This window comes from Geomonas paludis, assembly GCF_014193585.1.
Lineage (GTDB): Bacteria > Desulfobacterota > Desulfuromonadia > Geobacterales > Geobacteraceae > Geomonas > Geomonas paludis.
In genome coordinates, this window is the sequence record NZ_BLXY01000014.1 from 63,355 (window position 1) to 89,840 (window position 26,486).

The following is a 26,486-nucleotide window of genomic DNA, read 5'->3' on the forward strand; positions in this document are numbered from 1 at the left end:
TTACATGATATGACGGCCTCGCGCCGGATGCGTTGTTGACGACAGGCTCAATCGTTATGGCACACGTGCTGGACCACATCTTCACCACACTTCTCCTGGTCTCCCTGGCCTCGCTGGCTGTCCTTTCCGCCGGGCACGCGCTGATCAACAAGCGCGACCCCCGGTCGGCACTGGGGTGGATCCTCACCTGCCTCGCCATCCCGTTTTTCGGACCGCTCTTCTACTGGGGCATGGGGGTGAACCGGATCTACAGCCGCGCCAAGCGCTGGCACCGGGAAGCCGGTCCCGCCCCGGTACTCCCCCAGCCGGCGGCCGACCTCCCCCCCACCAGGCTCCCGGGAGAGCTTTCCTACCTGCGGGAGCTGCGCAACCTTTCCGAGCGCGTGGTGAGCACGAGGCTTTTGCCGGGCAACCACCTGGTCCCCCTGGAGAACGGCGAGGAGGCCTATCCCGCCATGCTCGCCGCCATCGACGCGGCGCACTCCTCGGTGCACCTCTCCACCTACATCTTCGACGGCGACGAGACCGGGAAACGCTTCATCAGGGCGCTGACGCGGGCGGCGAACCGGGGGGTGGAGGTACGGATCATCGTGGACAGCCTGGGGGAAAAGTACTCGGTGCCCACGGCGTGGGAGCTTCTGAAGGGTTCCAAGGTGGAGTTCAAGAGGTTTCTTCCCCTGCGACCGGGGGGATACCTGAACCTGCGCAACCACCGCAAGATCATGGTGGTGGACGGGATGACCGGCTTTACCGGCGGGATGAACATCGGCAGCAGGCACATGGTGAGCGGCCCGCCTCCGGTGGTGAAAGACCTGCACTTCCAGGTGACCGGCCCGGTGGTGGCCGACCTGCAGCGCACCTTCCTGGAAGACTGGCACTTCGCCAAGGGAAAACAGCTCACCGACGCGCGCTACTTCCCCGAGGTGAGCGAGGCGGGAACGGCCCTGGTGCGGGCGGTCAGCGACGGCCCGGACAAGGACTTCAGGAAGCTGAACTGGATCATCCTCGGGGCGCTCTCCTGCGCCAGGCGCACGGTCACCATCGTCACCCCCTATTTCATCCCGGACCGGCCGCTGATCTCGGCCCTGATCACCGCCGCCCTGCGCGGCGTCGAGATCACCCTGGTGCTCCCCGAAGTCAACAACCTCCCCTACGTGCAGTGGGCCAGCAACTCCTACCTGTGGGAGCTTTTGCAGCAGGGGGTGCGCATCTACGCCCAGCCCGCCCCCTTCGTGCACAGCAAGTTCATGGTGGTGGACCGCAGCTGGAGCCTGATCGGCAGCGCCAACCTCGACCCCAGGAGCCTCAGGCTCAACTTCGAATTCAACCTCGAGGTCTACGACCTCAACTTCGCCGCCCAGCTCGAGGACCGCTGCCAGGCCACCCTGGCGCTATCTCGTGAGATCACCCTCGCCGAGGTGGACGCCCGCCCGCTTCCCGTCAAGCTGCGGGACGCGGCCGCGAAGCTGTTCTCCCCGTACCTGTAGTTGCTCCCGTTGCCCCGTTTGCTCCCGCTCCGTCTCCGCCAGTGACACACGGTTCTTGCCCAGCCGCTTGCTGCGGTACATGGCCAGGTCCGCCTGCTTCACCACGCTCTTCAGGTCGTCGCCGTCCCAAGGGAAGGAAGCGATTCCCGCCGACAGGGTGCAGTCAATCAGGTCACCTTCATAGCTGAAAGGGCAGGAGTTGATGGCACGGACGATGCGCTCCACCGCCGGGAGGATCTGTTCCTTGTCGTGGCCGGCGTAGAGGATGATGAACTCGTCCCCGCCGAAGCGGGCCGCGATGTCGCTCTCGCGGATGTTGGAGCGGATCACCCGTGCGGTCCACTTGATCAGCTCCGTCCCGGCCAGGTGACCGTAACGGTCGTTGATCTGCTTCAGGTTGTCCGCGTCCAGCATGCAGATCGCGTAAGGGCTCTGGTGCCGGCGCGACAGCTTCTCCTGCTGCAAGGCGAGCGCCTCGAAACTGCGCATGTTGTTGAGGTCGGTGAGATCGTCGGTAAGCGACAGCCGTTCCACCTCGGCGTGGGCGGCCTCGGTCTCGCCGGCCAGTATGGCGCCGACGTGCGCGATCAGGATGAAGGGGAAGACGCGGATCAGGTAACCCGGCAGCTGGCTCCAAAGCGGGGGAGACTCACCGGCAGCCAGCAGCGAATAGGAGGCGACCGCGAGCCCGGCCATGAGGTAGGTGATGCGCCGCCCCAGCGTGAGCGAGGTGGCCATCAGGACCAGGTAGATGGCCGATATGAAGGGGCTGTCGGTCCTGCCGGTGAACCAGCAGACGGCAAACAGGTAGGCCAGGAGCAGCACCAGTTCCAGCGAGGCCTTGAACTGGCCGTTGGGAAGCAGGAGCCGCGTGATGAACAGGGAGACCGCCAGGGCGAAGGAAGCAACGCCCACCCACACGGCGCAGAGATGCGGCAGGGGAACCAGGTAGATGTCGAGCAGCACCAGCCCGACCAGGAGTGACGTGATCACTCCCAGCACGCGGTTGTGGCCGGCGAACCTCTCGCCGACCTGCGCAGTCACCCATCCCTTTGCCTCTATCATTCCGCCGCCTCGTCAGGTAATGGCGCAAATGCGCCCCTTGTCCTTATCGGCGGGTGTCTTGGAAAGTTAATCCGGCAGGTAAAAAAACCGGCGAAGGGTCAGGAGTGACGCAGCAGGGTGCGGGCGGCAAAGGCGCAGAGAAAGACCGCGAAGTTGATCAGGACGATGGTGGAGCCGGTGGGGAGGTTCATGACGAAGGAGAGGGAGATGCCGCAGATGACGGTGGCCACCCCGATCCCCGCCGCCGACACGATGGCGGTCTTGAATCCCTTGGCGATCTGGAGGGCCGAGACGGCCGGGAGGATGAGGAGCGCCGAGATCAGCATGATCCCCACCACCTTCATGGCCAGCACCACGGTGAGGGCGGTCAACAGCACCAGCACCGTGTTGATGCGGTCCGTGTTGAGGCCGGAGCTCTTGGCCAGTTCCTCGTCGAAGGTGCTCGCGAAGAGCTCGTTGTAGAACATGACCACGCCGGCGATGACGATGAAGAAGAGGACCGCCGCGATGGCGAGCTCGCTGGAGCTGATGGACAGGATGTTGCCGAAGAGGTAGCTGAAGAGGTCGACGTTGAAGCCGCCGGCCACGCTGGCCAGCATCACGCCGGTGGCGATGCCGATGGCGGAGACCATGCCGATGGCGGCGTCGCCGTAGATCCGCGCCTTCTGGGCCAGCTTCAGGATCCCCAGGGCCGAGGCCAGCACCACCGGGATGATCGAGAGGGTCATGTAGACCGAGTGCAGACGGAAGAAAAGTGCCAGCGCCACGCTGCCGAAGGTGACGTGGGCCAGGCCGTCGCCGATCAGCGAAAGCCTGCGCAGCACGAGGAACACCCCGAGCACCGAGCAGAGGATGGCAATCAGCGATCCGCCGATAAGCGCCCTCTGCATGAAGCCGTAGCTGAGCATCTCGTTCAGATTCATTTCAAAAACCTCGAAAGGCAGGGCGAATGATTATTCGCCCCTACAGAAGACAGTTATTTGTGCACGTCCGACACCCCCCTCCCGCAATGGGAGGGGGAGGTACGTCAGTGCCGGTGGCAAACCAGGTGCTGCCCGTGTTCCCCAAAGAACCCGGTCATCTCGCTGGAGTTGCAGAAATCGTCGAAACTGCCGTAGAAGACCACCTTCTTGTCCAGGTACAAAAGGTGCGAGGCGTACTTGCCGATGGTCGCCGTGTCGTGGGTGACCAGGAGCACGGTGCACTGCTTCTCCCGGTTCATCTCGAAGATGAGCTTGTAGAAGCTCTCCCTGGTCTCCGGGTCGAGTGCCGTGGTCGGCTCGTCCATGACCAGCAGCGCCGGGTCGTTGACCAGCGCCCGGGCCAGCAGCACCCGCTGCCTGAGCCCACCCGAAAGCTCCCCGATCATCGCCCCCCTGATGTGGGAGATCCCCATCCACTCCATGGTGCGGTCCACGGCCCAGGCGTCGTCGCGGTTGAAACGGCGCGGGAACTTCTTTCCGGAGAGCCGCCCCAGGCGGATCACCTCGTCCACGGTGGCCGGGAAGTGCGGGTTGAAAAACTGCAGCCCTTGGGGCAGGTAGCCGATCCGGTGCCAGTCGTGGAAGGATGCCTGCGGCGTCCCGAGCAGGGACACCTCTCCGGAGGTCGGCGCCAGCAGTTGCAGGATGATCTTGATCATGGTGCTCTTGCCCGAGCCGTTGGGACCGCAGATCCCGACGTAGTCACCGGCGTTCACGCTGAAGCTGATGTCCTGCAGCACCTCGGTGCCGTGGTAGCCGGCGCAGAGGTTGCGCACGCTGAGAGCTTTGTCGTTCATTGCAGTCCCGTCTTCAGGTTGCGGAGATTTTCTTCCATGAGGGAAATGAAGGTGACGCCGCGCTGCAGGTCGTCGCGGGTTACGTTGTGCCCGGCGCGCAGCATGAGCACCTTGGCGCCGGTCTCGCGGGCGATGGTCTCGGCGATGCGGGGGCTCAGCAGTTCCTCGGTGTAGACGTAGCCCAGGTGCTCGCGGCGCATCACCTGCACCAGTTCGGCGAGCTTCGCCGGGGTGGGCTCGGCATCGGCGTTCACCGCCGAGGCGGAGATGTATTTCAACCCGTAACGCCGGGCGAGATAACCGAAAGCGTAGTGGCCGCCGTGCAGCAGCACCTTCTTCGGGCACTGGGCCAGGGTCGCCTTGAAACGCTGGTCCAGGGCCGCCAGGTCGCTGTCCAGCTTGGCGGCGTTCTGCTGGTAGAAAGCCTTGTTGGCGGGATCGCGTGCCACGTAGGCAGCCAGGATGTTTATGGCGATGGTGCGGGCGTTGTCGAAGTCCAGCCAGATGTGGGGATCCATCCCCTTCCCTTCGTGGGCATCGTGTTCGCCGCGGTGCTGGTCCGAAACCGGCCCCTGCATCAGGGCGATCCCCTTGCCCCCCTCGACCACCTCGACCTTGCCCTTGTCCAGGCCGGAGATGATGTTGGCGGCCCAAGGCTCCATCACCGCATTGGTGTAGATGAAGAGGTCGGCGCGGTTCACCCGCACCACGTCTTCCGGGCGCGGCTCGAAGGAGTGCGGCTCGACGCCCGGCGGAAGCAGCAGAGTGACCGTGGCCCGATCGCCCCCGATGGTCCGCGCGAAATCGTAGAGCGGAAACAGGGTGGTCACCACCTGGAGTTTGCCGTCCGATTGCTTCTTTTCGCTGCTGCACCCCGGCACCACCAGGAGCAGCGCCAGAAGTAAGCTCATCAGCAATTTCATCGTTTTTCCCCGTTGTCGGCGCAGCCGCCGCACAGTCCGTTCAACTGCAGGATGTGCGAGAGCACCTTCCCGCCGTTGCGCTTGGACACTTCCTGCTCCAACGCTTCGATGCCGCAAGCCGGGATGTCCTCGACCTTGCGGCATGAGAGGCAGACGAAGTGGTGATGGTGCTCGCGGTTGCTGCAGAAATAGTAGTAGAGCTGGCGGTTAGGGTGGATCACCTTGGAAAGGACGCCGCTTTGGGATAGTTCCTCCAGGTTGCGGTACACCGTGGGCAGCCCCAGCCGGTCGAAGCGATCCTTCAACCTCTTCCACAGCTCCTCCGGGCTCGCGTAACCCGGCTCCGCCTCGAGCATCTCGAGGATCGCCAGCCTCTTGGGAGTAGCCTTCATGCCGGCGGCCTTCAAGGCCGATGCGTGACGCTGGTCCATACCCGCCTCTAAATAGAAATGAATTCGTTTTAGAATAGCCAGCATGGTCTTTCTGTCAAGAAAAATATTGTAATTAAAAGAAGCTTTGCGTTAAGATTCCAGCGCTTCCGGTGATATGGCCCAGCTTTTACGGTCTATGACGGAACCCCCGTGGCCATGATTAGAAGCCCTGAAGGCGGCATCCTTGCCAGATCAAGTAGTTGGGCGAGCCGCCGTTGCAACGGGCACCATTGGCGTTTGTATTGCATCGCGTAAACGGCTGTTGCTATGCGGTTATTTCATTTGGTGGGCGGCGTCACATGCAAAACGGAACCTACAACTATAAGGACTACTTCCAGCCCGGCCAGAAAGCCCGGGTCGAAGTGGCATTGTCGGGGGACACGGTTTTCAATGACGGCGCGATAGTCACCGAGATAAACGACGCCGAGGTCCGCCTGAGGCTTTCCCGCGAGAAACTCCCCGAGGGGGTGCTGCTGCGGCCCGAAGCGCCGCTGGTGGTCCGGGTAGGCGTGGGCGGCAACAGCTATCGCTGCAAGGGCGTGGTGCTGGACGACCAGGGTGAGGAAGACCTGCTCATCGCCTTTACCGGCCGGGTCATGCCGGAGGACCAGAGGGAATATTTCCGCCTCGGCACCGACATCCCTGTCATCCTGTTCAACGTGACCGCGGGGACGGCCGAGGAAAGCGGCACAGCCGGGTTGCGGGTGGCGTCGCAGAGCAGCCTGCCGCGGATCGTCAACATCAGCGGCGGCGGGTTACGGACCGAGACCGAGATGGAGATGACGCGGGACGACATCGTCTATGCCACCTTCCATCTGCCGCTGCCCGAGCCGAAAGTGGTGCCGGTAGTCGCCCAGGTCATGCACTGTGAGAAGATCGACAGCGGCGACGGCGTCATCCACAGTGCCGGTCTGCGTTTCATGCACATCAACGAGCGGGACCGCGATGCCATCGTCCGCTACGTCTGCAACGAAGAGATCAAGCGTATCAGGCTGTGCCGCAAGGACTTCTACTCACTTTCGAATGCTTCGTAATTGCTCATAGGACAGCGAGAAGCATGTAATGCCGCAACTGGCAAGGCCAACCGGGAATCCGGTTGGCCTTTTTTTGATCCTAGGGGACTGGCTCCGCCAGGTGCCTGTCCCCTTAGTGCTTGGGGTGTTGTTGAGCAGAATGGGGCGTTCCGCTAAAGGGACAGGCACCTAAACGGAGCCAGTCCCTTCTGCTACCACCTATCTCGACTCCCTTTACCTCAACGCCTCCACCAACGCCCGCAGCAGCAAATCATCCTCTCCCTCGAGCCTTACCGCCACCCTGAAGAAGGAGGCATCCAGCCCCTGGAAATTGCCGCAGTCCCTGATCAGTATCCCCTTGGCGAGCAGCGCCTCGCGCAACAGTCTCGCGCTTACCCCCTGGCGCAGAATCCGAACCAGCAGGTAGTTGGCCCGCCCGCTGAAGACCTGCAGACCCGGGATCTCCGCGAGAGCGGCGGCAAGCCTGGCACGCTCCTCGTCGATGTAACTCCTGGTGCGGACGCAATACCCCTCATCAGCCAGCGATGCGATGCCGGCCACCTGGGCCGCCGTGTTCACGTTCCACGGATCCTGCTGCGCCACGATCTGCGCCACGGTTTCCGCAGCGGCAATGGCGTACCCCAGGCGCAACCCGGGGATGCCGAAGAACTTGGTCATTGAGCGCAGCAACACAGCCCGCGGGTTGCCGCGCACCAGGTGCTTCGCCGACTCCTCCTCGCAGAAATCTATGAAGGCCTCATCGAGCACCAGGAAGGTGCCGCTCTCCCGGCACAGGTCGATGACCCTGGTCACGTCATGCAGCGGCAGCAGGTTCCCGGCCGGATTGCCGGGGTTGCACAGAAACAGCATGTCGTACCCGGCCTTCAGCCTCTCCCCCAGTGCCGCCGTGTCGAGGGCGAAGTCGACGTCGGGCGACAGGGTGAAGTAGTCGATGTGCCACCCCGCCCGCTCCAGGGCCAGAGCGTACTCGGCAAACGCGGGCGCGACGACCAGCGCCTTGCGGCCGGGGAAGGTGCGCGGCAGCAGGTGTATCAGTTCCGTCGAACCGTTGGCGACGGCGATCTGGGCAGGATCGACACCGTGGTAGGCGGCCAGCGCCTGCTTCAGTTCGGCGGCACCCTTGTCCGGGTAATGGAGCAGGCGGTCCAGGCTCTGCGTCAGTGCCTCGCGCACCCCCGGAGCCATCCCCAGCGGGTTGATGCTCGCGGAGAAGTCGATGATCCGCTCCGGCGCCAGTCCGAGGTTCCTGGCCACGGCGAAGACGTTGCCGCCATGTTCATGTGGGATTGCCATAATTACCTTTCCGCCTCCGGCAGTGCACCTGCCCCGCCCCTCGCGTCCCCTCCCCCGGAGGGGGAGGGCCAGGGAGGGGGATGTCTTCCTTGCGCAGATCGAATCCCCCCTCCAACCTCCCCCCTCCGGGGGGAGGCCTGCAGTCCTCGCCAATTACACGTCAGACTGTAGGGGCAAATAATCATTTGCCCAGCCGCGCGTGCCCCGTTGATGCAGCGGCGAATATCCGTTGTGTTGCTGGAAAAAGCAGGGCGAATGATTATTCGCCCCCACAGATGATCAACGATTGAAAAGGGCCACGGTGGCAAGCCACGCCGCCACCAGCAGCGCCTCGCTGCCGTACATGAGCCGCACCACCCCGCCGTACGTTGCCTGGGACAGCGGCAGCAGCGCGTCCCCGATGGTCGGCTTCTCCACGATCTTTCCGAAGTACCGGTTCGCCCCGCCCAACCGCACACCGAGCGCACCCGCGGCCGCCGCCTCGGGAAAACCGCTGTTGGGCGAAGAATGGTTCCTGCCGTCCCGGCGCAGGATCCGCCAGGCGCCGCCACCGTCCAAACCACACAACGGCGCCGCCAGCACCATGAGCAGTCCGGTCAGTCGCGCCGGAACGTAGTTGGCCAGGTCATCGAAGCGGGCCGAGGCCCAGCCATACTCGAGATAACGCTCGTTCTTGTAGCCCACCATGGAGTCGAGGGTGTTGACCGCCTTGTACGCAATGGCCAGCGCGGGACCGCCCAGCAGCAGGTAGAACAGCGGCGCGATGACGCCGTCGCCGGTGTTCTCCGCCACGGTCTCTACCGCGCCCCGGATGATTTCCGGCTCGTCCAGCTCCGCGGTCTCGCGCCCGACGATATACGAGAGCGCCACCCTGGCTGCAGGAAGATCACCTTCTTGCAGCGCCCGCACCACCTTGGCAGACTCCAGGTGCAGCGAGCGCGCCGCCAGCGATACCCAGGCGAGGTAGAGACTGACGACAAACCCCGCTGCCGGGGCCAGCTGGTAGGCCGCATAGATGAGCGACGCCGCCAGCGCATAACTGACGCCGACGGTGATCACCAGCAGTGCCACACCCGCCACGCGTACGTTCGGGATCATGCGGTGCAGCGGCTTTTCCAGCGAAGATATCATCTCGCCGATGCCGACCACCGGATGCGGCAAGGCGCGCGGGTCGCCGAGGACCAGGTCCAGCAGCACGGCGCCGAGCACTACGGCGACGGGGGACTCGACGAGCGTCATCGGCCGCGCGAGATGCCGCAGATCTGGAAGATCCGCTCCAGGTCGAGGTGCTTTTCCATGTGCACCGCGAGCTCATCGCAGGGGTCGGGCGCAAGCGCCACTTCCGCCCGCTCCGGGATACCCTTCTGCCGCCTGATCCGGTTCAGGAAGCCGGTCCGGAAGGCGTGGTTGTCGAAGATCCCGTGCAGGTAGGTGCCGAAGACCCTGCCGTCGGCGGAAACGGCACCATCCTCCAGGTCGGCGCCGGCCCCGGATCGGCTGCTGATGCGCGCGAACGGGCTCGCACCGCTGCCGAGCACGCTTTCCCCCATGTGGATCTCGTATCCGGCGACAGCGGTGCCGCATCCCGGCGCCACCCCCTGCCCTGCCGGCAGCAATTCCCCTTGTGCCTGGTGGGTCTGCTTCTCCTTGAGCATGGTGGTCACCACATCCAAAAGTCCCAATCCATCCGTGCTTTCCAGGCTCGATTCGACCCGGTCCGGATCGTTAACGGCAGCGCCGAGCATCTGGTAGCCGCCGCAGATGCCGACCACCGGCCCCTGGTAGCGGCACAGGGCATCGGCGATCCCCTGCTCTTTGATGGCGACCAGATCGGCGATGGTCGACTTGGTCCCCGGGATGATGACGAGGTCCATGGTTTCCACCAGCCAGGGCGAATGGATGTAGTAGACATCCACATCGGGCTCCGCCTCGAGCACGGAGAAATCGGTGTAGTTGGAGATGCGCGGCAGACGCACCACCCCCACGCGTAACTTCTCGGCGGAGCGCAACCCTTTGGGCGCCGCCGGCTTTTTCTGCAGGGCGACGCTGTCCTCTTCGGGAAGGGCGAGGCCCTTGAACCAGGGGAGCACCCCCAGAACCGGGACACCGGTGCGCCGCTCCACGTACTCGATGCCCGAGTCGAGCAGCGAAACGTCGCCGCGGAACTTGTTGATGATGACACCCTTCACCAGCGCCTTCTCTTCCGGCGTGAGCAGTTCGAGGGTGCCGACGATCTGGGCGAAGACGCCGCCCCGGTCGATGTCCGCCACCAAAATAACCGGCGCACCGGCCATGGCCGCCACTTTCAGGTTGGCGATGTCGTGCTCGCGCAGGTTGATCTCCGCAATGCTCCCCGCCCCCTCCATGACGATGAAGGCGTAGCGCTCGCGCAGCCGCTGGAAGCTCTCCTGCACCTTCAGGAACGCCTCCGGCTTGTAGGCGTTGTACTCCCTGACGCCCATGTTGCGCACGACCTTGCCCTGCACGATCACCTGGCTGCCGGTGTCCGAGTTGGGCTTCAAAAGGATCGGGTTCATGTCCGTGTGGGGCGGGATGCCGCACGCCTCCGCCTGCACCCCCTGGGCGCGCCCGATCTCGCCCCCCTCGGGGGTCACCGCCGAGTTGAGCGCCATGTTCTGGGACTTGAAGGGAGCCACCGAAAGGCCGTGGCGCTTGAGGATGCGGCAGAAGCCGGCCGTCAGCACCGATTTCCCCACGTCCGACCCGGTGCCGCAGAACATCACCGCGTGCGGATCGCCGCTGTCGGCGCCCGCATCGGTCCTGCGCTTCCTGCGGTTGGGGTTCTGGCTCTCGCCGCGGGTGGCGTAACCGCGCGGGGTGACGATCCTGCCGTCCTTGCAGAGCCGGGTCGAGGCGTTACCGATGATGACGATGGAGAACATGTCGATCGGGTGGTTCAGCATCTCGCCCAGCGTGGTGATGATGCGCTCCTCGCCGTCCCGGCAGGCGTTACGGACGATACCGACCGGCACCTGCGGGCCGCGCGCCGCGATCAGGATGGCAGCCGCCTCCTCGATCTGGGTGGTGCGCCCCTTGCTGCGCGGGTTGTACAGCGCCACCACGAAATCCGCCTCGGCGGCAGCCCTGAGGCGTTGCCGGATCTTGTCCAGCGGGGTCAGCAAATCCGAGAGCGAGATGACGGCGAAGTCGTGCATGAGCGGCGCGCCGAGGACCGAGGCCGCGGCCTGCACCGCCGAGACACCGGGGACCACGACGACCTCCACGCCCTGGGGCGCGTCCGGCTCGTCGGCCAGTTCCAGCGCCAGGCCGGCCATGCCGTAGATCCCGGCATCGCCGCTGGAAACCAGCGCCACGGTCTTGCCCGAGGCCGCGATGGTGAGGGCTTGCGAGCAACGTTCCACCTCGCGCATCATCCCGGAGGAATAAAGAATCTTGCCGGAAAGGAGCGGCTGGATGAAGTCGAGGTAGGCCTGGTAGCCGACGATGACGTCGGCGTCCTCGATTGCCTGGCGCGCCTCGATGGTCATGTGGTTCAGCCCGCCGGGGCCGATCCCTACTACGTAAAGCTTGGACATTAAACTGGAACCTCTGGTGATTCGATTTTGTAGGGGCGAATAATCATTCGCCCGCCTCCGCAATGGCGAGGGTGACGTTGCCGTCCTTCACCTTGTGCAGCAGCAGCTTTCCGCCCGCGGCGGCGAGCAGCGCGGCCGGTTCGGCGACCCCGCGCGCCCCTATGGCGGCGAAGGCATGCTCGGACGGCGGCGATGGGACGTCGACCCCGTTCAATACGTTGCTGCCGAAGAACATCAGCGGGATACCCTTTTCCCGCGCGTAGGCCAACAAGCCCTCTTCATCGGCCTTTGCCTCCGCGCTCGCCAGGCACTTGATGCTCCCCTCGGACAGGGAGAGCTGCGCCAGGTGCCGGGCAACGACGGATTCAATCTCGTCGGCCGTAGTGCCCCGGTTGCAGCCGATGCCGAGGCAGAGATCGACGGGGCGCAGCACCAGAGTCCGTTCCCGGTCGATCCCGGCCGGCACCAGCTTGTTGGTCACCAACACCACGCCCTTGGCGCCGCTTTGGGCCGCCTGTCCCCAATCTTCCGCGAAGCGAAGGTTCCCCTTCTCTCTGCAGTACTCCGCCACCTTCCCGGTCGGGTCGACAACCGTGATCTCCTTGCCCTCCAGTAGCAGTGCGTTCAGCACCTTGACCCGGGACAGGTCCTCGATGCGCCAGCCGTTGTCCTGGGCCAGCATGTCGAAGGAAGGGAGGTCGTTGACGTCGGTCGCGGTGGTGATCACCGCCGTCGCGCCGGCAAGGTCGGCGCACTGGGCGGCAAGGGCGTTGGCGCCCCCGAGGTGGCCGGAGAGGAGGGAGATGGAGAAATGGCCCGCGTCGTCCATCACCACGACGGCCGGGTCCTGCTCTTTGCCCTGCAGCAGCGGCGCGATGGAGCGCACCACGATGCCCGTGGCCATGATGCAGACCAACCCGTCGAAGTCGGGCCACAGCCGTGCCAGGAGCGCCGGCACCCGATCCGAGAACGGCACCGCGTCGGGCACCGCGTGCTTCGCGAGGACAAAGAGTGTGCCCTGCGGCAGGCCGCGCTTGAGCGTCGCACCCAGCTTGGCGCCGTTGGCTGTTATGGCGATGATGGCAACACGCAAATGGAATATGGACCTTTCTGCAGAGAAGGTGCGCGGCAGAAGGGACTGGCTCCGTCAGGTGCCTGTCCCTCTAGCGGAACGCTCCTTTCAGCTCAGCCAACATTCCCCCCAGCACCAAGGGGACAGGCACCTGGCGGAGCCAGTCCCCTATAATTGCAGGTGTTCCAAGGGGGTTAACGTAGAACGTAGAACATAGAACGTAGAACCGTTTCTAAGTTACGATTCCTTCCCGACACCCGTGGCTGAACCCCTTGTCGTAGAGCAGCGACTTGGCCTTCATCCCCTCGCCGCGCGCCCGCAGCACGTCCCCCACCACGATGAGCGCCTGCTTCCCGATGCCGGCATCTCTCACCTTCGCCGCGATATCAGCCAGCGTCCCGGTCAGCACCTGCTCATCCGCCCAGGAAGCCTTGGCCACCACGGCGACGGGGGTGTCCGCCTGGTAGGCGCCGGAGAGCATTTCGTCCACAACCTTCTCGATCATGGAGATGGAAAGGTAGATGACCAGCGTGGCGCCGATCTGCGCGATGTTGGCCAACTGCTCCCGCTCGGGGACGGGCGTCCGCCCGGCCAGGCGCGTGATCACCACGGTCTGCGACACCTCGGGGAGAGTCAGCTCCTGCTTCAGCGTGGCAGCGGCGGCGAAGGCGCTGGTGACGCCGGGGACCACCTCGTAGCCGATGCCAACCTTGTCCAGTTCCTCCATCTGCTCCTGGATCGCCCCGTAGATGGAGGGATCGCCGGTGTGCAGTCGCACCACCACCTGTCCCGCCAGCACCGCCTCGACCAGCACCTTGGTGGTCTGTTCCAGGTCCATCCCGGCGGAGTCGTACACCCGCGCATCCGGCGCATAGGTCAGCACCAGTTCGCGGTCGACGAGACTGCCGGCATAAACGACGACGTCCGCCTCACCCAGAAGGCGCGCCCCTTTCACGGTGATCAGCTCGACGTCGCCGGGACCGGCGCCGACAAAATGGACTATGTTCTCATGGGACATGGGAAAACCTTTCGATGAAATTCCAGCGTCCCCTCCCCCGGAGGGGGAGGGACAGGGAGGGGGATCTTTTCCATAAGCGCAGCCCCCCTCCCAACCTCCCCCCTCCGGGGGGAGGAGCAGATGGAAGCGGAGAAAGGACCTAGATTACAGCGGGTTCTTCCTCACGATCAGCATGGAGAGGTAATCGAGCTTCTGGCCCACCAGGGACTCCAGGTCGTGATGCACCTCTTCTTCCGCCGAGCCGACCCTGCGCACGAAGACGCCCCCCTTTTCCCGCCCCAACTCCTTGAGAGCTGCATAGACGGAATCGAACACCCGGTTCACCTTCATGAGCACCACGGTGTCGAACTCTTCCAGGGTGCGTTTCAGCTCGTCCTTTTCGTAGGTGGCGGGGAGGATCGCGATGCGCTCGGCCCCAAGCCCAAGCGGCAGACCGGAGACGGCGGAGGAGGCGAGGATGCTGGAGATGCCGGGCACCACTTCTATCTTTATCTCCGGGTACTTGGCGAGGAAGATCCTGTGGATGTAGAGGTAGGTGGAATACAGAAAGGGATCGCCGATGGTGACGAAGGCGACGTCCTTGCCGGCGGCTATCCGCTGCGCCACCTGGTCGGCGGCCTCTTCCCAGAACGGGTCCAGCCCCTGCTGGTCTTTCACCATGGGGAACAGCTGGATCAGCACTTCCTGGCGGCTGCGGTCGATGAACTCCTCGACGATGGAAAGGGCGTAGCTCCCTCCCTCGGCCGCACCGGTAGGGGCGCAGATGACATCCACGCTCCGCAAGATCCGCTCCGCCTTCCTGGTCAACAGTTCCGGATCGCCCGGCCCCACACCTACCGCGTAGACAACCGCCACTACTCCTCCCCTTTCCAGGCGGCGATCACGTACACCGGGTTGTGAGCAGCGAACATCTTATATTCGGTGAGGCTGCGGGTCTTGGAGATGTTGACGCAGGTGACTTCGACGGTGTAGCCGTGGTCTTCCAGGAATTCAACCGACTTGGTCAGGGTGTCCAGGGTCACCGCGTTGAGGACGATGAAACCGTCGGGCTTCAGGCGCTTGTCGACCGCCTCGATGATCTCCTCGAGCATCCCGCCGGAGCCGCCGATGAAGACGCGGTCCGGATCGGGCAGGTCCTCCAGCCCTTCCGGTGCGTAGGCTTCGGCCACGGTGACGTTGCGGGCCACGAACTTCTTCAGGTTTTCCTTGAGGTAGGTCAGGTACTGCGGGTTCTTCTCCAAGGCGAAGATGCGGCCGTTGGGCATCAGGTTGCCCGCCTCGATGGAGACCGAGCCGCTGCCGGCGCCGATGTCCCACATCACCAGGTCGTCCTGAAGCTGCAGCTTGCCCAGCGTGATGGCGCGCACCTCTTCCTTGGTGATCAGCTTCTTGGCGGTGGCGAACTCGTCGTCGCGGATGCCGATCATCGGGTAGTTCTCGAGGTTCGGCTCCCAGGTCTTGATCAGGATCAGGATGTTGAGCGGCGAGCATTTGAAGTCGACCAGCCCGCGCACGTCGGTCTTGGTGAATTTCTCGGTGGCAAGTCCCAGGTCTTCGCAGACCCAGGCCTCGTACCCCTCGGCGCCGCGGTGGATCAACTCCCTGGCCAGCACCGCCGGGGTGTTCACGCTGTCGGTGAGGATGGCGATCTTCTCGTTGGCCACGATGCGGTCCAGGGCCGGCTTGATGCCACGGCCGTGCACGGATACGAAGGTGGCGTCATCCCACGGTTCCTTGATCCGGGCGAAGGCGTACTGCACGCTGGTCACGTTGGGGTAGATCTCGATGCGCTCTTTGGGGAGGTTCCTGAGCAGGAAACGAGCGACACCGAAGAAGTTGGGATCGCCGGAGCCGAGGACCACGGTTTTCTTCTCCGTGTTCTTCAGGTGCTCCAGCATGATGGAGAGGTCTTCGAGGAGACGCTTCTCCCCCTTGAAGTCGGGGAAGATGTCCAGCAGACGCTTGTGGCCGATGAGGACCTCGGCGCTGTCGATCACCTCGAGTGCCTGTTTGCCGAAGCCTTCCCATCCCTCGATGCCCGCGCCGACGAGGTAAATCTTCTGTTCCGCCATGCCCCCCTCCTTTCTCATCACAAGTCAAAAAACGTTCATCCCCTCAGGGGACTGGCTCCGCCAGGTGCCTGTCCCCCTTGGGTTGGGTAAGGCGGCTAAGCGGAATGAAGCGCTCCGCTAGAGGGACAGGCACCGAACCGGAGCCAGTCCCTTCTGCTACCTCCAAGCCATCCTCTAAGAGAGTGCTATCTGTCGAAGTACAGCATCTCCCCCTGGTAGCCGGCCAGGAACACCCGCACCTTCAACCAGGGCGCCAGTTCGGCGCAGGCCTCGGCCACCTTGCTGCACACCAGCTTGATCAGCCCCTTGTCAAACCCCGAAGCCTCCAGCAGGTGGCGCGCCGTGTTGGCTTCCCGCGCCAGGTTCTCCAGGTGCGCGGTGGCCGGGTTATCCCTGAGCCAGGAGGCGACGGTCACCAGGTCCAAATCGGAGGAGGTGACGTGGGTCTGCTCGTGGCCGCAGGCGATCTTCACCAGCTTGGCAAACTGCCCCGCCACCACCACCTCGTGAACGCCCTTCCTGGCGCAACTCTGCAGCGAGTAACCGAAGTGGTCCCCCATCATGACGAAGGATTCCTCGGTCAGCTTCAGGATCCGCTGCACCGCCATTTCCGAACTGCGCCCCGTGGAGAGCACCACGGTCCGGGAGCCGCAGGCGAGCGCTACATCGACGGCGGTATCCACGGTATCGGTCCAGGCTCGGGTGGAGATCGGCTTCACGATCCCGGAGGTCCCCAGGATGGAAAGCCCGCCGATGATGCCCAGGCGCTCGTTGAGCGTCTTCTTGGCCAGCTCCTCCCCGTTGGGGATGCTGATGGTAAAGGTAAAGGTGGCCGGGACGCAGCGCACGGCGAAGACTTCCTTGATCACCTCGAGGATCATGCTGCGCGGCACCGGGTTGATCGCCCACTCGCCCACCGGGACCGCCAGTCCGGGCTTGGTCACCTTGCCGATGCCGGTACCGCCCTGGATCACGATGCGGTTCTTGGTGAACATCTCCACCTGGGCGGTGACGTGGATCTGGGCGCCGTTGGTCACGTCCGGATCGTCGCCGGCATCCTTGACCACGTAGCAGGAAGCGGTGTTATCGTGCAGCACGCCACCCTCGATGCGGAACCGCGCCCCCTTGCCGCAGGGGAGCGTCAGTTGCACCTCGTCGACCATGGCCTGGTCGCGCAGCATCTGCGCAGCGCCTTTAACGGCGGCAGCGGCACAGGCACCGGTGGTGAAGCCGTATCTGAGTTCTTTCCCGCTCATACGTCATCCCATGTGAAGAACGAAATCACAGAAAATTGCATGTAAAGACCGGCCGGTGACGGGGTCCCGGCATGAAAAAACTAGTTCGCAGGCTCAGTTCCGACGGCCTGGATGAGTATGGCGTTCATCACCGCGGCCGCAACGTTGGAGCCGCCCTTGCGCCCGATGTTGGTGACGAACTGCAACTCCGGGTATTCCTGCGCCAACTCCCGCAGAGCGTCCTTGCTCTCGGCGGCGCCGACGAAACCGACCGGCAGCGCCACGATCAATCTCGGGCGCACCCCTTCCTCGCGGATCAGCCTGATCAGTTCGAACAGTGCGGTGGGCGCATTGCCGATGACGAAGATGCCGTTAGCCGCGTCCCTGGCCGCCTTGCGCATGGCCAGGATGGAACGGGTCACCCCCTGTTCCTTGGCCTCCTTCGCCACCTGCGGATCGGCAACGAAACAGGAGAGCTGCGCGCCGAACCGGTTCAGCCGCTCCTTGTTCATGCCGGAGATGATCATGGTCGTGTCGGTCACGACGCCCAATCCGGCCTTCAGTGCCTCGATGGCGCCGGCTACCGCGCGGTCGGTGATCACCATGCTGCGGGCGTAGTCGAAGTCGGCGCTGGTGTGGATGGCGCGGCGCACCAGCGGCCACTGTTGTGCGTTCCAATTGTGCGGCCCCAGTTCCTCCTCGATGATGCGGAACGACTCCGCCTCGATCTCCTCGGGGCGCAGGTGCACCGACATCAGTGCCACCTCTGCTCGGTCAGGCTCTCCGCTACGCGCTCGACCACGACCTCGGCCAGCTTGTCGTGCACGCCCAGGTGTTTGCCGAGCACCATCTCCACGCCCGGATGGCGTTTCCTCGCCTCCTCCAGTTCCTCGGGGAGATCCTCCAGGACGTGCGCCCCCATGTAGAGGAAATAGGGAACGAGCAGGATGCGCTCCGCCCCCTGCGCCACGCAGGCGTCGACACCCTGCTGGATGTTGGGCAGGTGCTGTTCGCGGAAGGAGACCTCCACGATCTCGAACTGCGTCATCTTCTTAACCCGTTTAGCGATCTCGTGCACCGCGTCATTCGCCTCGGCGATCCTGCTGCCGTGAGCCATAAGCAACAAAGCTGTCTTCATATCTAAACCTTCCGTTCTACGTTCTATGTTCTACGTTCTACGTTAAAACCGTCGGGAGGGTGCTGTTGGTTCCGGGTTCAACGTAGAACTTAGAACGTAGAACCTAGAACTTGTTTTACCCCCACCCCTTCCGGTACTCCCGGACCAGCTTCTCCACCGCGCGCTTGGCGGGCGCCCTCCACGGGCCTACGGCGGCGAGGACCAGGTTCTTGGGAGCGAACAGGGCATGGGCCATGTGCCGCAACTCTTCGGCGCCGACCGCGGCTGCCTCGGCCCGGTCCTCTTCGATGGTCCGGAGCAGGGACATCAACTCGCCCCAGCCGTAACGGACCTGCATCTCGTAGGTGGAATCGGCGCTGTACTCGAGGTCGTAGAAGTATCCTTCCTTGACCCGGGCCAACTCCGCCTCCCCGACCTCCTCGAAGGCGAGACTCTTCACCTCGCGCAACACCTCGGACACCGCCAGCACCAGGTTCTCCGGTGCGGTCGACAGTTCGATGGCGAAGGCGCCGGTCTCCTCGTACGCGGATAACGATGCATCCACGGAATAGACGATGCCCAGCTTCTCCCGCAGCGACAGGTGCAGACGCGAACTGCCGCCGCCGGAAAGGATGCGCCGCATCAGCCGAAGCCCCATCAAGCGCTTGTCCTGCCGCGCAAAACCGCGGAAGGCGATCTGCAGGTTCACCTGGCTGTCCGAATCCTTGACGAAAACGGCGCGCGGTTCCTGCTGCACCTGGTTGGCCGGGATGGGCGGAACGGCACTGCCGCCGCTCCAGCCGGCAAAGAACTTCTCGCAGGCCGCGAAGAACTGCTCCGGGTTGTGCCGTCCCGCCGCGACGATGAGCGCATTGCCGGGAACGTAGTGATCGGCGAGATAGCGGCGCAGGTCCTGCTCGGTGATCCCCTTGATGCTGTCCAGGTAACCGATGGTGGGCGTCCCCAGCGGGTGGTCCGGCCACAGGAGCTTGCTGCAGAGGTTGCTGGTGTTGGTCTCCTCGCCGCGCTCGTTGATGTCCTCCAGCGCCTCCTCGGTGATGATCCGCTTCTCTATCTCCAGCCCTTCCAGGGTCGGGGTCAACAGCATCGAGGAGAAAAGACGTATCCCCTCCGCGATCTGGTCCGGGTGCACCCGGGAGAAGTAGCAGGTGGTCTCCTCGTCGGTGGCCGCGTTGACGCTGCCGCCGATGGCCTCGAAGGCGATCTCAAGTTCCAGGTTGGAAGCGAACTCGCTGGAGCCGCGAAAGAGCATGTGCTCCAGGAAATGGGAGATGCCGGCCTTGCCGGGGGTGTCGTCGCGGCCTCCCGCCTTTATGTAGATGGCAATCTCCGCGCTGTGCAGATGCGGCATCTCGACGGAGACGAGCCGCAATCCGTTGGGGAGAACCTTCTTGGTACAGCTGAGCATCAAACCTCCGTACTTCAGAGTGCCGCCCCCTTCAGGGTGAGCCAGGCGACCGCCGCGTAACGCGCCAGTTTGCCGGTCAACACCAGGAGGGAAAAGCGGATGAAACCGACCTGCAGCACCCCGCCAACGAGGCAGAGCGGGTCACCGATCACCGGCAGGAAGCTGAACAGAAGCGACAGCGAGCCGAAGCGTTCATAGAAGCGCTCCGCCTTGCGCGTCGTCTCCTCGTCCATGCGCAGCACCCGGCGCCGTAAAAAATCGCCTCCGTAGAGGCCGATCCAGTAGGTGCTGAGCGCTCCCAGGTAGTTGCCGGCGGTGGCGACCAGGACCACGGCGACAGGATTCTGCCGCCCGATCAACATCGCCACGACCAGCCACTCCGAGCCGAGCGGCAGCAGGGTGGCGGCCAGGAAACTCAGCAGAAACAGGGAGTAAAACCCGTAATTGACCAGCCACTCGTGCATTCCGGTCAAATTAGCGGAAAGGGTGCGGATTGTCAAACAACATTGAATTAATTCGGGACTAAGTAAGTCCCGATGCGGGCGGTGTGTCACAGGGGACGAGCAGGGGCAACTTTTTTGTTGACATTAGAGCGTGCGGGTAGCATAAACGCTGTCATGATCAACACCGGCTACTTTACCTTTACTAACTTTTACTTTTGGTACGGCTTTTATTTTAGGCCGTCGCCCCGGGTAGAGGTGTAATTTAGGTAGCAGGTACTAAATTCCGAACCGAAGCCGGGGTGGCAGGATTCTCCTCCCCCTTACGGTTCGGATAGCTGATTTACCAGAACATCATACTAAGGGCCGGGGGAGCAATCCTCCGGCCCTTTCGCTTTCGGGGACCAAAAGGAGCGTGAGTATGATCGTGGTAATGAAGGCAGGAGCACCGAAGAAGGAACGGGACGCAGTCACCAAGAGGATCAAGGAACTGGGCTACACCCCGCACATCATCCGCGGCACCACCCGCGACGTGATCGGCGCGGTCGGGGACGAGCGGGGCAAGAGCGTGCTGCAGACGCTGGAGTCGATGCAGGGGGTCGAGAGCGTGGTCCCCATCCTGCAGCCGTACAAGCTGGCCTCCAAGGAAGTGAAGAAAGAGCCGAGCGTGGTACGCATCTCGGACACCCTCGCCATCGGCGGCAAGGAACTGGTGGTCATGGCCGGCCCCTGTTCGGTGGAGAGCGAGGAACAGATCATCGAATCGGCCCACGCCGTCAAGGCGGCCGGCGCCCAGATGCTCAGGGGCGGCGCCTTCAAACCCCGCACCTCCCCCTACTCCTTCCAGGGCCTTGAAGAAGAAGGCCTGAAACTCCTCGCCAAGGCCCGCGACCTCACCGGCCTCCCCTTCGTCACCGAAGTCATCGATCCCGAATCCGTCGACCTGGTCGCCTCCTACTCCGACATGCTGCAGATCGGCGCGCGCAACGCCCAGAACTTCGCCCTGTTGAAGAAAGTCGGGCAGATCAACAAGCCGATCCTCTTGAAACGCGGCATGTCCATGACCATCCAGGAATTCCTGATGAGCGCCGAGTACATCATGAGCGAGGGGAACCAGTCCGTGATCCTGTGCGAGCGCGGCATCAGGACCTTCGAGACCGCCACAAGGAACACCCTCGACCTCTCCGCCATCCCGGTCCTTAAGAACAAGACCCATCTCCCCGTGGTGATCGATCCCTCCCACGGCACCGGCAACTACCACTACATCGCGCCGATGTCCTATGCCGCGGTAGCCGCAGGCGCCGACGGTCTCATCATCGAGGTGCATCCCGACCCCGAGAAGGCGTCCTCCGACGGGCCACAATCGTTGAAGCCCAAGAAGTTCCAGGCGCTGATGGACCGGCTGAAGCTGTTCGCCGAAGCGGCGGAGAAGACGCTGTAAAGCAAAGGCAGGGGCTAGGGACTGGGGGCTGGGGGCTGGTAAAATTCCTCCCGCCCACGGTCCCCTCCACCTGTAGGGGCGAATAATTATTCGCCCCAGCGCTGTCGCCTGACGGACACGATCTTGTGTAACGGGGACGATGGCATCAGGGCGAATGATTATTCGCCCCTACGGTGGACGGGTCGACCGAAAGGGCCTGGATCCCCAACAACTGGCGTGACTTGTGTTTTACGGTATGCTCTCCGGGTACTTGCACCGAAGGAGGTGTCACCATGCCCGTCCTGCGCCCGTTGCTGATCCTTATATTGCTTATAGCCATCGCCGCCGCGCCCTCCCAAGGCGCCCGGCGCGGCGCCCCCGCTCAGGACAGCTCATCCGCCAGCGAAGCGGAGGTGCTCAAGAATTTCGAAACCATCCTCGACCTCTGGCGCGACGGCAGGTTCGACGAACTCTACCAGCACACCAACGGCGGCAGGGACGGCCGCGAGAAGTTTGCCAACCGGCTTGCCTCCGCGCCGCGCAAGCCCGCCTGCTGCTGGGAGAAGATCCAGGAAGCCCGGGTCTCGCTGAAGAGCGGCAAGAGCGCGGTCGTGCAGGCGCGGCTCGGTTTCGAGGCCAGCACGCCAGGCACCGAATTCGTCACCAAGTCGATCCATCTCAAAAGAGAAGGTTCCGGTTGGAGCATCGCCCAATCCGAGATCTACTCCTTAGCCGATCTCACCAGCAAGAAGCGCAGGTACAAGTACCTCCCCATCCAGCCCAAGAAGTAGCCCCTCCCCGAAGCGAGGGGACTGGCTCCGCCAGGTGCCTGTCCCCTTAAGCCGGCCGCCAAATCCCAGTCCCCCAAAGCTGGCTGAGCTGAAAGAAGCGTTCCTGAGCAGAAAGGAGCGTTCCGCTAGAGGGACAGGCACCTGAAGGAGCCAGTCCCTTCTGCCGTGCACGTGACCTCACGTCCTCCCCTTTGCGAAGGGGGGACAGTGGGGATTTTGTGCCCATGCCCGTTGCCCCTTGACCCGTGCCACCCCTTCCGGTACTCTAGGCGGATGTCATTAAAACCAAACGGTACTGTCACCAATAAACCCGAATTACTCTCGCCCGCGGGCTCGCTGGAAGCCTTTTTCGCCGCCATGGAGAAAGGTGCCGACGCGGTCTATGCCGGCCTGCGCGACTTCTCCGCCCGCGCCAAGGCCAAGAACTTCACCCTCTCCCAGATGGAGCGCATGACCGCCTATGCCCACGCCCACGGCAGGAAGGTCTACGTCACCCTCAACACCCTCGTCAAAGAAAGCGAACTGCCCCTTTTGATCGACAACCTCGCCGCCCTGGAGGCGATGCGGGTGGACGGCGTGATCCTGCAGGACATGGCCGTGGCGCGCCTCGCGCGCGAGTTCTTCCCGGGCATACCGCTGCACGCCTCCACGCAGATGACCATCCACAACTCGCTGGGTGTGCGCCAGCTCGAGGAGCTCGGCTTCGAGCGCGTGGTGCTGGCCCGCGAACTGCACATCGACGAGATAAAGTCCATCGTGGCGGCGAGCCGCGCCGAGATCGAATGCTTCATCCACGGTGCCCTCTGCTTCTCCATCTCCGGCCAGTGCTTCTTCTCCTCGTTTTTGGGCGGGCACAGCGGCAACCGCGGGCGCTGCGCGCAGCCGTGTCGCCGCCAGTACAAGCACAAGGGAAAAGAAGGCTACTATCTTTCCACCAACGACTTCTCCAGCATCGAGATGATCCCGCAGCTTATCGAGGCGGGGGTCCATTCCCTGAAGATCGAGGGAAGGATGAAGTCGGCGGAGTACGTCGCCAGCGTCATCGGCGCCTACCGCATGGTGCTGGACGCCGCGCCGGGCGAGCACGCGGCCAAGGTGGCCCAGGCCAAGGAGCTCCTGAAGCTTTCCTTCGGTCGGGTGCCGACCAAGGGCTTCCTCGCCTCGCACAACCCGACCGACATCTCCACCCCCTCCATCAAGGGAGCCACCGGCCGCTACCTGGGCGACATCAGGGAGATCCGCGGCAACCGGATCAGCTTCGATACCAAGGACGCACTGCACGTCGGCGACCGCATCCGCGTCCAGCCCAAGAGCGACATGGCCGGGCGCGCCTTCACCATCAAGGAACTGTACCTGGGGGGCAAGAAGGTGATGAACGCCAGGGAAAACACCCTGGTGTCGACGCCGTCCCCCTTCCCGTTCAAGCTGGGCGACTCGGTGTTCAAGGTTTCCTCCGAGACCGCCTTCACCATGAGCGAAAACGCCTGCCTCAGGCGGCTGGAAGGGGTGAAGGGGGGGAGCATCCCCTGCCGGCTCACCCTCTCCTACCATGATCAGAAACTGAAGATCGACGCCAAGGTGCTCGGCAACGACCTCAGCACCGAATTTGAACTGGGCGAGTTGGAGCCCTCCCGCACCAGCGACATGGAAGGCGTGCTGCGCGCGCAGTTCTCGAAGAGCGGCGACACCGAGTTCACCCTGACATCGCTGTCGGCCCCCGACTTCCCCGCGCTGATGATCCCCCCGCCAGTATTGAAGGACATCCGGCGCCGGTTCTACGCGTGGCTCTCCGGGCAGTCGCTGGGTGCCCTCAAGGACAGAAGCGCTCAGAACCGGGAAAGGGCGCTGGCGGCACTGGTCGGCAAGCGCCCGTCGCCGTCGCGCGGCAAGGAAGAGCTGGCCGTAAAGCTCGAGTACGTCAAGGACTGGCATGAACTGCACCGCGACCTGGTCGACACCGTAGTGCTGCCGGTGTCCAAGGCAAACCTGCACCAGTTCGGCCCCTTCGCACGCAAGCTCAAGGGGAGCGAGCACAAGGTGGTGTGGCAGCTTCCCTTCATCATCTTCGAGGCGGACCTCCCCTTCTACCAGGACGCGGTACAGGGAATCATGCGCGCCGGCTTCAAGCGTTTCGAGCTCACCAACCTGTCCCATTTCCAGTTCTTCAAGGGGACCGACGCCGAGCTGAACACCGACTACCGGCTCTTCTCGCTGAACAGCCAGGCGCTCTTGTCCTGGCAGGAATTGGGCGTTGCGCGCGCCACCCTCTACATCGAGGATGACCGCGCCAACCTGGCCCAGTTGCTCTCCAGCGACGTCAAGATCGACCGCGGCGTGCTGCTTTTCGCGCCGGTCCCGGTGATCACCTCCAAGATCGCCATCAAGGATATGAAGGGAGACGCCCCGCTGGCCTCGGACCGCGGCGACCTCTACTCGGTCAAGGTGAAGGACCACCTCACCGTGGTGAGCGCACAGACGCCGTTCGCCCTGACCCAGTATCGCAACGACCTGCGCGGGCTTGGCTGCGGCAAGTTCCTGCTCGACCTCTCCGGGCTGCAGCAGCAGGAACGCGAGCGGGTGCTGGAGGCGTACCGTAGAGGGATCGCCGTACCGGGCGCATCCGAATTCAACTTCAGCACCGGGCTGGTCTAAGCCATGGGGATCATCGACAAGATCAAGGGGAGGATCCAGGATCGGCTCAACGATCCCGCCTTCATGGGGCTGGTGCAGGAGCAGAGCCTCAAGGATCTCCTGCTGCGCCGTGAATTCCGCATCACCCAGGACTACATGCAGCGCGAGTTCCTGGACAAGGCGGTCGATGATGAACTGGTGGAATTCAGGCTCAGCATCGAAGACGGCTACTGCGAGCTTTCCGGCCGACTGAAGAAGCGGCTGGTTCCTTTTGCCATCCCCTTTTCAGCGAGCTTCACCATCCAGGGGATCGAATTCAGCGCCGCGCGCAAGTGCGTGTTCCTGAAGCTGGGGCCGGTTTCGCCGCTCGACCTCGACTGGCTGACCCGGAAGGTAGTGCAGAGGATACCGTCGTTGAGCATGATGGGAGAGCTGCTGGTGTGCGACCTGAACCAGGTGCCGCGCCTGGCCGAACTGTTCGCCCACCGGGTGAAGGGGATCAGCATCTGGGATTACATTACATTGAAAGAACTCTGGCTTAAGCAGGGTGAATTAGGAGGAAGGGTGGGGGTGGTTCTATGACAGATTACATGGTGCGCGCGATTGCCAAATCCGGGACAGTCAGGGCCCTTACCTGCGTTACCACCAATACGGTCAGCGAAGTCTGCCGTCGCCACGGCACGCTCCCCACGGCTACCGCCGCGCTGGGACGCGCCCTTACCGCCGGCGCGCTCATGGGCGCCCTTTTGAAGACGGGCCAGCGTGTCGCCATGCGCTTCGAAGGGAACGGCCCGCTGAAGAAGATCGTCATCGAAGCCGACAGCGACGGCAGCGTGCGCGGCTACGTCGGCGACACGCAGGTGCACCTGCTTCGTCCCGACGGCGCCCTCGACGTCCCCAACGCACTGGGACGCGCGGGCTTTCTCACCGTCGCCAAGGATCTCGGGCTCAAGGAGCCGTACCGCGGCACCGTCCAGCTTTACACCAGCGGCATCGCCGAAGATCTCGCCCTGTACCTGGTGGAATCCGAGCAGATCCCGTCCGCGGTCGGCATTGCCGAGTTCATAGAGCAGGACGGCGAGGTCAGCGCGTGCGGCGGCTTCCTGATCCAGGCCATACCTCCCGTCGACCCCCTGGTGGTCGAGGAGTTGATGGACCACATCGAAAAGCTCCCCCCGTTGAGCGAACTGCTGCGCGACGGCAAGACGCCCGAGGAGATCATGGAGATGCTCCTCTCCGGCATGGAGTACGACATCCTGGAGAAGCGTGCTATCGGGTTTGCCTGCAGTTGCAGCAGGGAGCGCATCGAGCGGGTGCTTATCTCGATGGGCAAGAAGGAGCTCACCTCAATGGTGAACGAGCAGCACGGCGCCGAGGTCACCTGCGAGTTCTGCGGTGAGCGCTACCACTACAGCGAAGCCGATCTCGAGCGGCTGATTTCAGAACTCGGTTAAGGCAAAAATACAATCGAACAGGGATGAAGGGGATAAAAGGGATAAACACCACGGAGGGTTTTATCCCCTGCATCCCCTTCATCCCTGTTTGTTTTTGCAGTTGTCTTTGCGTCTTGTATGTTTACGATCAAGCAGCTAGATTTTCTGTTCCGGGACATGGCAGTTTGTTCGCGTCTTGGGTTCGAGCCCGTCGCAAAGCGTAAAACGCCATGTCCTCTTCTTCACAGCCCGAACGGT

The 26,486-nt window shown here is 63.5% G+C and carries 24 protein-coding genes; 7 read left to right on the top strand and 17 right to left on the bottom strand.

Annotation, left to right across the window (positions count from 1 at the left end; all coding sequences use genetic code 11):
* Positions 1–56 precede the first annotated feature (56 nt).
* Positions 57–1,487, top strand: coding sequence for a cardiolipin synthase (cls, locus tag H7687_RS19355; RefSeq protein WP_183350475.1), 1,431 nt, complete (start codon positions 57–59; stop codon positions 1,485–1,487).
* Here cls and H7687_RS19360 read toward each other — a convergent pair.
* From H7687_RS19360 to H7687_RS19380, 5 genes are all read right to left on the bottom strand, one after another.
* A complete protein-coding gene (locus tag H7687_RS19360) occupies positions 1,392–2,552 on the bottom strand; it encodes a GGDEF domain-containing protein (RefSeq protein ID WP_183350477.1) in 1,161 nt (386 codons plus the stop codon). The genes cls and H7687_RS19360 overlap by 96 nt on opposite strands.
* 98 nt (positions 2,553–2,650) lie before the next feature.
* A complete protein-coding gene (locus tag H7687_RS19365) occupies positions 2,651–3,475 on the bottom strand; it encodes a metal ABC transporter permease (protein WP_183350478.1) in 825 nt (274 codons plus the stop codon).
* Between the two features lie 104 nt (positions 3,476–3,579).
* Positions 3,580–4,332: a metal ABC transporter ATP-binding protein gene (locus H7687_RS19370; protein ID WP_183350480.1), complete on the bottom strand. Its 753-nt coding sequence runs from the start codon at positions 4,330–4,332 to the stop codon at positions 3,580–3,582.
* A complete protein-coding gene (locus H7687_RS19375) occupies positions 4,329–5,255 on the bottom strand; it encodes a metal ABC transporter substrate-binding protein (protein WP_183350483.1) in 927 nt (308 codons plus the stop codon). The genes H7687_RS19370 and H7687_RS19375 overlap by 4 nt, the downstream gene beginning before the upstream one ends.
* Positions 5,252–5,686 (bottom strand): Fur family transcriptional regulator, encoded by a 435-nt coding sequence (locus H7687_RS19380; RefSeq protein WP_183350485.1) that lies wholly within the window; start codon positions 5,684–5,686, stop codon positions 5,252–5,254. Before H7687_RS19380 ends, H7687_RS19375 begins: the two co-directional genes overlap by 4 nt.
* 299 nt (positions 5,687–5,985) lie before the next feature.
* Here H7687_RS19380 and H7687_RS19385 point away from each other — a divergent pair, with 299 nt between their 5' ends.
* Positions 5,986–6,720 carry a PilZ-like domain-containing protein gene (locus H7687_RS19385; RefSeq protein WP_183350487.1) on the top strand — a complete coding sequence of 245 codons (735 nt, stop codon included), beginning with the start codon at positions 5,986–5,988 and terminating at the stop codon, positions 6,718–6,720.
* Between the two features lie 213 nt (positions 6,721–6,933).
* Here H7687_RS19385 and cobD read toward each other — a convergent pair whose 3' ends face one another.
* From cobD to H7687_RS19445, 12 genes are all read right to left on the bottom strand, one after another.
* Entirely contained in the window at positions 6,934–8,013 is a 1,080-nt protein-coding gene (gene cobD / locus H7687_RS19390; RefSeq protein ID WP_183350489.1) for a threonine-phosphate decarboxylase CobD, read from the bottom strand.
* 279 nt (positions 8,014–8,292) lie between these two features.
* Positions 8,293–9,252, bottom strand: coding sequence for an adenosylcobinamide-phosphate synthase CbiB (cbiB, locus tag H7687_RS19395; protein ID WP_183350491.1), 960 nt, complete (start codon positions 9,250–9,252; stop codon positions 8,293–8,295).
* Positions 9,249–11,570, bottom strand: a complete 2,322-nt coding sequence (locus tag H7687_RS19400; RefSeq protein WP_183350493.1) for a cobyric acid synthase — start codon at positions 11,568–11,570, stop codon at positions 9,249–9,251. Before H7687_RS19400 ends, cbiB begins: the two co-directional genes overlap by 4 nt.
* 43 nt (positions 11,571–11,613) lie before the next feature.
* A complete protein-coding gene (locus H7687_RS19405; RefSeq protein ID WP_183350495.1) occupies positions 11,614–12,663 on the bottom strand; it encodes a cobalt-precorrin 5A hydrolase in 1,050 nt (349 codons plus the stop codon).
* A gap of 211 nt (positions 12,664–12,874) precedes the next feature.
* A complete protein-coding gene (gene cobM / locus H7687_RS19410) occupies positions 12,875–13,660 on the bottom strand; it encodes a precorrin-4 C(11)-methyltransferase (RefSeq protein WP_183350497.1) in 786 nt (261 codons plus the stop codon).
* Positions 13,661–13,804: 144 nt separating this feature from the next.
* Positions 13,805–14,515: a precorrin-2 C(20)-methyltransferase gene (cobI, locus tag H7687_RS19415; RefSeq protein WP_183350499.1), complete on the bottom strand. Its 711-nt coding sequence runs from the start codon at positions 14,513–14,515 to the stop codon at positions 13,805–13,807.
* The gene (cbiE, locus tag H7687_RS19420; protein WP_183350501.1) at positions 14,515–15,732 is read right to left on the bottom strand and encodes a precorrin-6y C5,15-methyltransferase (decarboxylating) subunit CbiE; all 1,218 of its coding nucleotides are present in this window, start codon (positions 15,730–15,732) and stop codon (positions 14,515–14,517) included. The genes cobI and cbiE overlap by 1 nt, the downstream gene beginning before the upstream one ends.
* A 185-nt stretch (positions 15,733–15,917) precedes the next feature.
* Entirely contained in the window at positions 15,918–16,988 is a 1,071-nt protein-coding gene (locus tag H7687_RS19425) for a cobalt-precorrin-5B (C(1))-methyltransferase (RefSeq protein ID WP_183350503.1), read from the bottom strand.
* 80 nt (positions 16,989–17,068) lie between these two features.
* The gene (locus tag H7687_RS19430; protein ID WP_183350504.1) at positions 17,069–17,722 is read right to left on the bottom strand and encodes a precorrin-8X methylmutase; all 654 of its coding nucleotides are present in this window, start codon (positions 17,720–17,722) and stop codon (positions 17,069–17,071) included.
* On the bottom strand, positions 17,722–18,132 hold the full coding sequence (locus H7687_RS19435; RefSeq protein ID WP_308470294.1) for a sirohydrochlorin chelatase: 411 nt from the start codon (positions 18,130–18,132) through the stop codon (positions 17,722–17,724). The genes H7687_RS19430 and H7687_RS19435 overlap by 1 nt, the downstream gene beginning before the upstream one ends.
* Positions 18,133–18,220: 88 nt before the next feature.
* The gene (locus H7687_RS19440) at positions 18,221–19,513 is read right to left on the bottom strand and encodes a M16 family metallopeptidase (RefSeq protein ID WP_183350508.1); all 1,293 of its coding nucleotides are present in this window, start codon (positions 19,511–19,513) and stop codon (positions 18,221–18,223) included.
* 14 nt (positions 19,514–19,527) lie between these two features.
* Positions 19,528–19,977: a YqaA family protein gene (locus H7687_RS19445; RefSeq protein WP_183350510.1), complete on the bottom strand. Its 450-nt coding sequence runs from the start codon at positions 19,975–19,977 to the stop codon at positions 19,528–19,530.
* A 397-nt stretch (positions 19,978–20,374) separates the two neighbouring features.
* On the opposite strand from H7687_RS19445, the gene aroF reads away from it, so the two are divergent.
* From aroF to hslO, 5 genes are all read left to right on the top strand, one after another.
* Positions 20,375–21,394 carry a 3-deoxy-7-phosphoheptulonate synthase gene (aroF, locus tag H7687_RS19450; protein ID WP_183350512.1) on the top strand — a complete coding sequence of 340 codons (1,020 nt, stop codon included), beginning with the start codon at positions 20,375–20,377 and terminating at the stop codon, positions 21,392–21,394.
* 272 nt (positions 21,395–21,666) lie between these two features.
* Positions 21,667–22,164 carry a hypothetical protein gene (locus tag H7687_RS19455; RefSeq protein ID WP_183350514.1) on the top strand — a complete coding sequence of 166 codons (498 nt, stop codon included), beginning with the start codon at positions 21,667–21,669 and terminating at the stop codon, positions 22,162–22,164.
* A 273-nt stretch (positions 22,165–22,437) separates the two neighbouring features.
* Complete coding sequence (locus H7687_RS19460; RefSeq protein WP_183350516.1) at positions 22,438–24,816, top strand: peptidase U32 family protein; 2,379 nt, start codon at positions 22,438–22,440, stop codon at positions 24,814–24,816.
* Positions 24,817–24,819: 3 nt separating this feature from the next.
* A complete protein-coding gene (locus H7687_RS19465; protein ID WP_183350518.1) occupies positions 24,820–25,377 on the top strand; it encodes a hypothetical protein in 558 nt (185 codons plus the stop codon).
* On the top strand, positions 25,374–26,249 hold the full coding sequence (gene hslO, locus H7687_RS19470) for an Hsp33 family molecular chaperone HslO (protein ID WP_183350520.1): 876 nt from the start codon (positions 25,374–25,376) through the stop codon (positions 26,247–26,249). The genes H7687_RS19465 and hslO overlap by 4 nt, the downstream gene beginning before the upstream one ends.
* Positions 26,250–26,486: the final 237 nt, after the last annotated feature.